The organism is Streptomyces alanosinicus (assembly GCF_014650595.1).
In the GTDB taxonomy this organism is placed as follows: domain Bacteria; phylum Actinomycetota; class Actinomycetes; order Streptomycetales; family Streptomycetaceae; genus Streptomyces; species Streptomyces alanosinicus.
On sequence record NZ_BMVG01000062.1, the window covers coordinates 22,604 to 32,052 of the forward strand.

General features: G+C 68.4%; 8 protein-coding genes and 1 pseudogene. 4 read left to right on the forward strand and 5 right to left on the reverse strand.

Going from position 1 to position 9,449, the window contains the following annotated elements:
- Positions 1 to 357: 357 nt before the first annotated feature.
- The gene (locus IE277_RS43885) at positions 358 to 1,389 is read right to left on the reverse strand and encodes a medium chain dehydrogenase/reductase family protein (protein WP_189959346.1); all 1,032 of its coding nucleotides are present in this window, start codon (positions 1,387 to 1,389) and stop codon (positions 358 to 360) included.
- 157 nt (positions 1,390 to 1,546) lie between these two features.
- On the opposite strand from IE277_RS43885, the gene IE277_RS43890 reads away from it, so the two are divergent.
- Together IE277_RS43890 and IE277_RS43895 are read left to right on the forward strand one after the other, a co-directional pair.
- Positions 1,547 to 2,206 carry a TetR/AcrR family transcriptional regulator gene (locus tag IE277_RS43890; protein WP_189959347.1) on the forward strand — a complete coding sequence of 220 codons (660 nt, stop codon included), beginning with the start codon at positions 1,547 to 1,549 and terminating at the stop codon, positions 2,204 to 2,206.
- Positions 2,207 to 2,331: 125 nt separating this feature from the next.
- A complete protein-coding gene (locus IE277_RS43895; RefSeq protein ID WP_189959350.1) occupies positions 2,332 to 2,625 on the forward strand; it encodes a hypothetical protein in 294 nt (97 codons plus the stop codon).
- A gap of 68 nt (positions 2,626 to 2,693) precedes the next feature.
- On the opposite strand, the gene IE277_RS49985 is transcribed toward IE277_RS43895, so the two are convergent.
- From IE277_RS49985 to IE277_RS43915, 4 genes and pseudogenes are all read right to left on the reverse strand, one after another.
- Entirely contained in the window at positions 2,694 to 2,930 is a 237-nt protein-coding gene (locus tag IE277_RS49985) for a dihydrofolate reductase family protein (RefSeq protein WP_373311006.1), read from the reverse strand.
- An 82-nt stretch (positions 2,931 to 3,012) separates the two neighbouring features.
- A pseudogene (locus tag IE277_RS43905) lies at positions 3,013 to 3,455 on the reverse strand (sigma-70 family RNA polymerase sigma factor); the annotation flags it as partial.
- Positions 3,456 to 3,521: 66 nt separating this feature from the next.
- On the reverse strand, positions 3,522 to 4,583 hold the full coding sequence (locus tag IE277_RS43910; RefSeq protein ID WP_189959353.1) for an alpha/beta hydrolase: 1,062 nt from the start codon (positions 4,581 to 4,583) through the stop codon (positions 3,522 to 3,524).
- A 433-nt stretch (positions 4,584 to 5,016) separates the two neighbouring features.
- Entirely contained in the window at positions 5,017 to 5,991 is a 975-nt protein-coding gene (locus IE277_RS43915) for an AraC-like ligand-binding domain-containing protein (RefSeq protein ID WP_189959365.1), read from the reverse strand.
- A 248-nt stretch (positions 5,992 to 6,239) separates the two neighbouring features.
- Between IE277_RS43915 and IE277_RS43920 the strand changes: the two genes are divergently transcribed.
- Positions 6,240 to 7,898: a purine-cytosine permease family protein gene (locus IE277_RS43920; RefSeq protein WP_189959355.1), complete on the forward strand. Its 1,659-nt coding sequence runs from the start codon at positions 6,240 to 6,242 to the stop codon at positions 7,896 to 7,898.
- 139 nt (positions 7,899 to 8,037) lie between these two features.
- The gene (locus IE277_RS43925) at positions 8,038 to 9,243 is read left to right on the forward strand and encodes an acyl-CoA dehydrogenase family protein (RefSeq protein WP_189959357.1); all 1,206 of its coding nucleotides are present in this window, start codon (positions 8,038 to 8,040) and stop codon (positions 9,241 to 9,243) included.
- Positions 9,244 to 9,449: the final 206 nt, after the last annotated feature.

The following is a 9,449-nucleotide window of genomic DNA, read 5'->3' on the forward strand; positions in this document are numbered from 1 at the left end:
TAGGGAGATCCCCCCTGCGGGAAGTGGCATTGGAGCCACCGTCGATACGGGTGTCAGGCAGATTCATTCCCTCGACCGCTCCCCCGTAGCGTCCACGTCATGGTGTTCTCCGTCAGGTCCTTACCGCTCGAAAAACGGCGACGCGGACTGTACGTCTATCTGGGCATCGCCTACGTCGGCATGTGGGCGGAGTGGTCGGCCATGGGGTGATGGACGGTGCCGGTTTTCGGGGTGGGGTGAACCTGCCCTGTGGTGCGGCGGTGGCGGGGCGTTGTGGTGACGTGGCCGGAGCGCTGGTGCCGAGCCGTGGTGCCGGCCTGTGGGTTGCGCGAGTCGGGGAGTCAGGGAGTCAGGGAGTCAGGGAGTCAGCACGATCTTGCCGGTGACGGTGCCCGACTCCGCCAGGCGCAGGGCCTCGGCGGCCTGGGTGAGCGGCAGTTGGGCGGCGATGGGCGCGGTGATGTCGCCGCGGCTCAGGGCGCTGAAGACCTCGGTGAGGTCGGAGTGGAGCCGGGTGCGGAAGCGGTCGTTCTGGAATTTCCGGCCGGCCCAGATGTTGTAGAAGTGGGCGCGGCGGCCGTTGGGCAGGGTGTTCCAGAGCACGGTACGGGCGAGGATCTTCAGCACGGGCCACTGCTTGGAGCCGGTGTCGTCCCGGGTGGAGGCGCTGCCGTAGGAGACGAGCGTGCCGCCGGGGGCGAGCAGGTGCCAGGAGTCGATGACGCTGCGCCCGCCGACGTGGTCGAAGACGGCGTCCACCCCGCCGGGGGCCAGCTCGCGCACCTGGGCCGGCACGTTCGCCGTACGGTAGTCGATCGGGGTGACTCCCAGTTCGCGCAGAGCGTCGTGGCGCCGGGCGGAGGCCGTACCGATCACCTTCACACCGGCCGCGCGGGCGAGTTGGACAAGGATCAGGCCCACACCGCCGCCGGCGCCGTGCACGAGGACGGTCTGCCCGGCGCGCACACGGGCTGTGCGGTGCAGCATCTGCCAGGCGGTGATGCCGTTGACCACGACGGTCTCGGCCTGCGCCGCGCTCAGGCCGTCGGGGACCTCGACCACGTCCTGCGCGTCGACGATCACATGGCTGGCCCAGCCGCCGACCTTGACCAGCGCGGCCACCCGTCGTCCGGCCAGGCCGGGGTCGACGCCCTGACCCGTCGACAGCACACGGCCCACGAGGTCGTAGCCCGGCACGAACGGGAACGGCGGCTGGTCGTAGTACCGCCCGCGGCGCATCTGCTGTTCGGCGAACGACACGCCGGTCGCCTCCATGGCGATCACAACCTGTCCCGGTCCGGGGTCGGGCACGGTCGCGTGTCGGATCTGCAGTCCTTCCGGGTCCACGATGCCCGGCAGAACGACCTCGACGAGGGGGCTGCTGCTCATGGCCACCCACCTTTCTGACGTGGTTGTCGCGTTCGCTAGAAGTTCTAACACCTCTCCTTCGTGAACGTCAATCGTGTTCGTGATACCTTCTAACCAACTTGGCCAAGAGAGCTTGATCGAGAGAGTGGGCTTGATCGAGAGAGTGGGAGGACGCACTGTGAGCAACCCTGATGCGGCAACCCCCCGGGAGCGCTATCGCGCCCAGGTGCGGGAGGAGATCAAGAAACACGCGTGGGAGCAGATCGCCGCCGCCGGGGCTTCCGCGCTGTCCCTGAACGCCATCGCCAAACAGATCGGTATGAGCGGGCCCGCCCTGTACCGGTACTTCGCCAGCCGCGACGAACTGATCACCGAACTCATCACAGACGCCTACCGCAGCCTGGCCGACACCTTCCGCGCCCGTGCCGCCGCCGGCGCCGACCTCGGCGACCTGGCCCACACCCTGCGCGCATGGGCTCTCGACGACCCCCAGCGCTACTTCCTCCTCTACGGCACCCCCGTGCCCGGCTACCGAGCCCCCGAGGACACCACCCGGACCGCCGCACAGATCATGGCCGTCCTCCTCGACGCCTGCCCGGACGAAGAGCCGCCTGGCACACCGCCGTCACCGCCCTCACCACTCCAGTCACACCTCGGCCGCCACCGCGCCTGGGCCGAACAGCACCCGGCCCCGCCGGCGGCACTGCACCGCGCCCTCACCTTCTGGACCCGCCTGCACGGCGTGCTCTCCCTCGAACTCGCCGGCCACTTCACCGGCATGGGATTCGATCCGGCCCGGCTCTACACCGCCGAAGCGCAGACCATCACTGGCCAGTGACCACGGCGCCAGAGGCAACAGCGCCCTACGACGGCCTCGTGGGGTGACGGGTCACGTGTCAGATACCGGGTACTCGGTACCCGGTACCCGAGGGGAAGGACGACTCCTTGAGGAGATGAGATCGGATGCTGATTCTCGGACTGCTCCTTCTCGCTGCGACGGCCGCCTTCACGGCTCTGGCGATCGGTGACAACCTCTCCGGCGGTCCGGCCCACACCGTGTCGGTGCTCGGCCACAACATCGCCACCCTCAGCCCGCTCGCCCTCTTCTGCTCGGGCCTCGCGCTGGCACTCATCTTCTGCATGGGCATGGCCATGGCGATCAGCGGGGCGGCTCACCACCGTAGGGGCTCAGGTCTGCACAGGAGGCACGGCAGGACCAGGGCCGGCCCGGTGATCGGCCCCGAACACCGGGTTTGACCTCTCCGGCACGGACCACGGCAAGGCGCCGGCCGTGGCTGAGCCGCCGAGCGAACCGAAGCGGTTCGTCAACGTGCTGTCCTGCGGTACCGCGCGAGGACGGCGGCGCCGGCCCGCTCGACGGACAGGCACTCCAGACTGGTGCGCGGGCCGTCGTCGGGGAAGAGCCGCTGCCCGGCGCCGAGGATCAAGGGGAAGGTCAACAGCCGGTATTCATCAATCAGTTGCTCGGCCATCAGCGCGTGTACGACGCTCAGACTGCCGGTGATGATCACGTCGCGCTTCCCGTTCTTGACGGCGTCCATGAGGCCGCCGTCGACGACCTGCGAGTTCGCCCATGCCGAGGTGTCGGTCACCGTGCGGGTGACGACCAGCTTCGGCACGGCGTTCAGCCGCGCGGCGAACGGCGGTGAACTCCAGGGCCTCGCGCAGCACCAGTACGGCTCGCTGCCGCGGCGGCAGCGCCTGCATCGCCGCCACCAGCGCGAGCCGCATGTCGGTCCGCGCCTCCGCATCGAACCGTGCGTCGGGGAACGGCTGCAGCCAGGGGATGTCGAGACCGGAGTGAGCGGCGCCCCAGGGTCCTCGCTCGGCGCGCCCAGCCCGGACGGCAACGGGCGTCGCGCCCGCCCCTCCAGAGCCGTCAGGCATGCGTTGGTCGCGATCCGGTACAGCCACGTCCGCACGGACGCGCGTGTGCGGTCGTACCGGTCACGGGCCTTCCAGGCACACAGCATCGTCTCCTGCACCAGATCCTCGGCCTCGTCGAACGAGCCCGGCATCCGATAGCAGTACGCCACCAACTCACCCCGGTACGGCTCGAAGTCCACGCGCCCATGATGGCCCAGCCGGACCGCTCACCGTCAGCGCGGTACGGCCGCCGGCCCGGTTCCTCATCAGTGCGGGGCGGAGAGCCACTGGCTGAGCCAGGCGAAGGCCGGCGGGTACTCCGCGGACCAGGTGTTGTAGTTGTGGCCGCCGTTCGGCAGGAGCAATGTGCGGACCGTGACCGGCGAGGACGCGGCGGCCGCCTGGAACTGCGTGATGTAGGAAGGCGGGCTGAGACGGTCCTCGCGTGAGGTGGTGAGGAACAGGCTGACGTGGGACTTCGTGTGCCGCACCAGGTAGGTCGGGCTGTTGAGCCGGCGCACGGTCGGGTCCGGGAGGACGGACTTGTCGCCGGTCAGCGGGTCGGGGTCGAGAGCGGCGCCCGCGCCGAAGACCTTCGGGTACTGCAGGGGCAGTTTCGCGGCGCAGAAGCCGCCGGTCGAGAAGCCCATCAGACCCCAGCCGCTGGCACCCCTCAGGGTGCGGAACTTGTGGCTGATCAGGTCCGGGACGTCCGCCGCCATCCAGGTCGCGACCTTACGGTTGGGCAGGTCGGTGCAGTCGGTGTCCACACTGCCCGGGTTGACCACGGGCATCACCAGGATGAAGGGGTGCGCCTTGTTCTGCTTCAGCAGGTCCGAGAAGGCGCCCGGCATGCCGCCGTGCTCCAGCCAGGACTCCGGGGAGCCGGGCACGCCGTGCAGCAGCATGATGACCGGGAACCGCTTCTTCTTGTAGGCCGGCTCGGAGTACTGCGGCGGCGTCCACACCAGCACCTGCCCGGACAGGGTGGACTTGCGGCCGTGGAAATACGTGTCCAGGACACCGCCCTTGGTGCTGTGGTTGAACTTCGCGCGCTGTACCGGCGGCCCCGGCATCGCGATCGCGTTGCTGTTGTCCGTGGTGCCCATGAGGTCGTCCCAGGACGCGTACAGCCCGTAGCTGTTGTTGATCCACGTGGCCACGACGCTGATCGCGGTGAGCTGGCACAGGCCGATCATCACGGCCTGCGCCAGCCAGCGCGCCGGCCTGGGCCCGCGGATCCTGGCCCACAGGGCGATCGTGCCGATCATCGCCACGACCGTCGCGGCGATGAGGACGACGAAGAACGGTGTTCCGGTGAGGGACACGCGACCACCTTTCTGGACCACTGGACGAGGACGAAGCGGGCGACACCGGCCGTAGCGTCCGCAATGCCCACGCATGCAGGCTACTTGGATAGAGGGGACCCGAGGATCACCGGTTCCGTCCGGCGGGACAGGACAGGGTAAGTGTTCGTGGGGTGACCTCTGAAATGCCTGCTCAGCGGGTCGTTCTCGCGAAGCGACGTGCTCCGCGATGATCAGTGGTCCGTCTACCGCGCCTCCAGCGCGGCCACACCGGCCAGTGGAACTGGCCTGCTTCAGAACTTCATGAGAGACAACCCTTCTCTACCGGTTTGTTCATATATGTCGGCCAGCGTGATACCCCCGTGATCCCGCTGCCGTCGCGAACTCGTCCAGGATGCCGAATTGCCGCGGTCAGGTCGTCAGCGATCAGTGCACAGCTGTCTTGGCGGTGCGTTCACTCGCGCGGCTGGAGAGCCTGGTGCCGATGGTCGCTGGGCGTGGTGCCGTAGGCCGCGCGGTAGGCGCGGCTGAATTCGGCCGCGCGGGGGTATCCCCAGCGGGCGGCGATCGCATGGATGGGGATGGTGCGCAGCGCCGGGTCGGTGAGGTCGCGGCGGGCCGCTTCCAGGCGCAGGCGGCGTATCCACGCGGCGACTGTGGCGTCCTCGTCCTGGAACAGCCGGTGCAGGTAGCTGGTGGAGATGTGGTGCTCGGCGGCGATGGCGCTCGGGGTCAGGTGCGGATCGTGCAGGTGCTCCCGGATGAACGCCTGGATGTGCAAGGCGAGGGCCCGCTGGCGGGTCTCCGGGGGCAGGCAGTCGTCGGCTTCGAGTAGATGGGCGAAGAGGGCGGCGACCAGAGGGATCACGACGGCGGCCAGACGCGGCCGGTCGCAGGGCTGGTACGCGGCTGGGTCCGCGATCAGCTGGGTGAGGAACTGTGCCAGCAGGGCACCCATGCCTTCCCGGGCCGACACGGGCGCCCCGACGATCCGGCCGGCCACGTCGCGCGGCAGCGGCAGCAGGGCTTTGGGAACCTCCAACGCCACCGACTGGACCGGGTCCCCGGTGCTGTAGACGTCGTTCAGCAGCGAGGACGAGTTGATGAACAGGTCATACGGCTTGTACTCGGTCTCCCGGTGCCGCCAAACGCTGACCCCGCTCCCGCGAACGACGAGGGACAGGTGATACGTCTCAGGGTCGGACTGCCGGATCAGCTTCGGCGTGCGCCTGAACACCAGCGGCTGGAACGTGTGAGTCCACACGGTGATGGCACCGAGGTCCAGCACACGCTGGGAGGCCCGGAAGTCATCGGCGTGGTCGCTGCGCAGTTCCATGGGCGCGTGGGTACGGCCCAAGAGCTCGGACCAGTAGTCGAACCGGTCCGCCGCGCAGACGTCTTCGCTCCGGAACACCATCTCGTCCAACAACTGTCTCTTCACCGTTTCTGAAACCGCAGGTCACACACTCTCCGGAAAGAGGACGGGGCAACTGAACGCCGCGGTTCCCACTCACGCCGGGCGGGCTGTCCGAGGATGGCAGGTGAGTTGCAGGAAACTTCGCGTTCACGACGGTGGGAATCCACGGAAACAACCGCTTCCTAACGTGGCCGACCGTGAGATCAGAGTCGTATACACGGCCGTCACGGGAAGTGTGACGGACCGTCGGGAGGCGCGAAATGAGCACCACCGAGTCCCGGCCGCCGGCGGCAGGAACGGCGAAGACCGCCGCTGACCAGGCGGTCACGGAGACGCTGGAGGACTACACCCTCCGCTTCGCTCCGCGCAGTTACCGCCGTTGGCCCCCCTTGGTCGTGGCGACCACCGCCCTCGGTGGCATCGCTTACATGGCCGACTTCTCCATCGGCGCCGGTATCGGTCTGACCCATGGCACCGGCAACGCGCTCGTGGCCATCGCGGTGGCCGCCCTGGTCATCTTCGTCACCGGCTTCCCCCTCGCCTACTACGGCGCCCGCTACAACATCGACCTCGACCTGATCACCCGAGGCTCCGGCTTCGGCTACTACGGCTCGGTGCTCACCAGCGTCATCTTCGCCAGTTTCACCTTCATCTTCTTCGCCCTCGAAGGCTCGATCATGGCCCAGGGCCTGAGGCTCGGTCTCGGGCTGCCGCTGTGGCTCGGATACCTCGTCTCCACACTCATGGTCATCCCCCTGGTGATCTACGGCATGAAGGCGCTCAGCAAGCTTCAGGTGTGGACCACCCCGATCTGGCTGCTGCTGATGGTCGGCCCGCTGGTCTACCTGATCGCCACCGACCCCGGCACGCTCGACCGCTTCCTCTCCTATGCCGGCACGGACGGCGACGGCGGCGTCAACACCGCGTCGGTCCTGCTCGGCGCCGGTGTGTGTCTGTCCCTCATCGCGCAGATCGGGGAACAGATCGACTACCTGCGCTTCATGCCTCCCAAGACCGAGGCCAACAAGCGCAGTTGGTGGACCGCCGTGGTCATGGCCGGTCCCGGCTGGGTGGTGCTCGGCGCGCTGAAGCAGGCCATCGGTGTCTTTCTCGCCGTCTACATCTTCGCCAAGGTCGGTCCCGCCGCCGCAACCGAACCGATCCAGCAGTTCCGCGGTGCCTTCGACGCGATGATGCCCACCTGGATGGTCATCCCGCTGGCCGTGGCGCTGGTGGTCATCAGCCAGATCAAGATCAACGTGACGAACGCGTACTCCGGTTCACTGGCGTGGACGAACTCCTTCACCCGTGTCACCAGGCACTACCCCGGCCGCATGGTGTTCGTCCTGGTCAACCTGGGCTTCGCCCTCGCCCTGATGGAGGCCGACATGTTCAGCTTCCTCAACAGCATCCTGGGTTTCTACTCGAACTGCGCGATCGCCTGGGTGGTCACCGTCGCGACCGACATCGGCGTCAACAAGTACGTGCTGAAGCTGTCCCCGCTGCAACCGGAGTTCCGCAGGGGCATGCTCCATGCCGTCAACCCGGTCGGAGTGGTGGCTTTCACAGCCGCCTCCGGCCTGTCGATCGCCCTGTACTTCCATCTGCTGGGCGACACCCTCCAGCCGTACTCGCCCGTCGCCGCGGCCCTCATCGCCTTCGTCGTCACCCCGCTCATGGCGATCGTCACCAAGGGCAGGTACTACCTGCGCCGCGCCGATGACGGCATCGACGAGCCCCTGCTGGACCCCGACGGCAATCCGAGCCCGGTCACCCTCGACTGCCACGTCTGCCACCAGCCGTACGAACGGCCTGACCTGGCCGCCTGCGCCACCCATGACGCGATGGTCTGTTCCCTGTGCCTGAGCACGGACAAGATCGGCGACCACGTGCTGCCGGCCACGGCCCAGGTGTACTGACCCGCAGTGGCCCGATCGGGGGAATCCGCTCCACGGTCCCGGACACAGGACTGCGATACGGCCCCGGCGTGGAACCCCTCTGATGGCGCCACCGGAGACGAGGTGCGCCGTTGCGCCTGTCGAGCCGCCGGAGGATCCCTTGACCACGTCCGCTGACACCGTCCCGACCACCAGTGCCGCCACGGCGCTGAAGGCGAGCGCGGCCGCGTTGGTGCCCCTGCTCCGGCAGAACGCGGCCCGCACGGAAGAGGACCGCAAGGTGGCCGAGGAGAACATCGCGGCCCTGTCCGGGGCGGGGCTGTTCCGTCTGACGGTGCCGCGTCGCCTCGGCGGTCACGAGGCGGACTTCGGCACCTTCCTGGCGGTCACGGCGGAGCTGGCTCGCGGCTGCGGTTCCACGGGCTGGGTGGCGACGCTGATCAACGTCTGCAACTGGATGACCGGCCTGTACCCTGAGCGGGCTCAGCGCGAGGTCTGGGGCGAGACCCCCGACGCCCGGGTATGCGGAGTGCTCGCTCCCGGCGGCACCAGCAGGGCCGTCGACGGCGGCCTGGTCGTCACCGGCCGGTGGGGCTTCGCCTCGGGCTGTCTGCACGCACAGTGGGCGACGCTCGGCATTCCGGTCGTGGACGCCGCCGGAGAGCAGCTCGAAGAAGGCGCCGCGCTCATCCCGATGGACGAGCTGACGATCGAGGACACCTGGTACGTGGCCGGTATGCGGGGCACGGGCAGCAACACCCTGGTCGCCGACGAGGTCTTCGTGCCCGCGCACCGCGTCCTGTCGGTGACCCGAGCCGTGCAGGGGCTCTACCCGACCGAGCACAGGGACGAGCCGCTCTACCGGTCCGCGCTGGTCCCCGTGCTCGCACTGGTGCTGGCGGGCCCTCAGGTGGGCCTCGCCCAGGCCGGGATGGACATGGTCACCGCCTCCCTCGCCAAGGGCAGGGGCATCTCGTACACCTTCTACGAGCACGCCTACGACGCGCCGTCGACCCATATCCAGTTGGCCGAGGCGGCCCAGCTGATCGACACGGCCCGGCTGCACCTGTCGCGTGCCGGCAGCGACATCGACACCTGGGCGGCCCGTGGCGAGTACATGCCCTTCGAGACGCGGGCGCGGGTACGGATGGACACGGCATGTGTCGCCCGTCGTTGCCGCGAGGCACTCGACCTCCTGTTGAACGTCCAGGGCGCGGGCGGCTTCGCCGAGGCGAACCCGCTGCAGCGCATCTGGCGGGACCAGGAGACCAGCAGCCGGCACGCCATGATCAACCCCGGCATCGCCGGGGAACTGTACGGACGCGCACTCCTCGGCATCGCGGAACAGGTCACTCCGCTGATCTGAGGGACCCAGTCCGGACAGCAGGATCCGGTGCAGTGTCATGACGAGCGGTCGGACCGCGATCCGAACTACCTACCGGACCGTGACTTTCGTACGTCCACGGTCGCGGTAGCAGAACACGGACTACGCCCGATCATGCCCACGGGTGCCGTCGTTGTGGTGGTTCAGAGGTTTGTGGTGGTGGTCTGTCCGGTGGCGCTGGTGGTGAG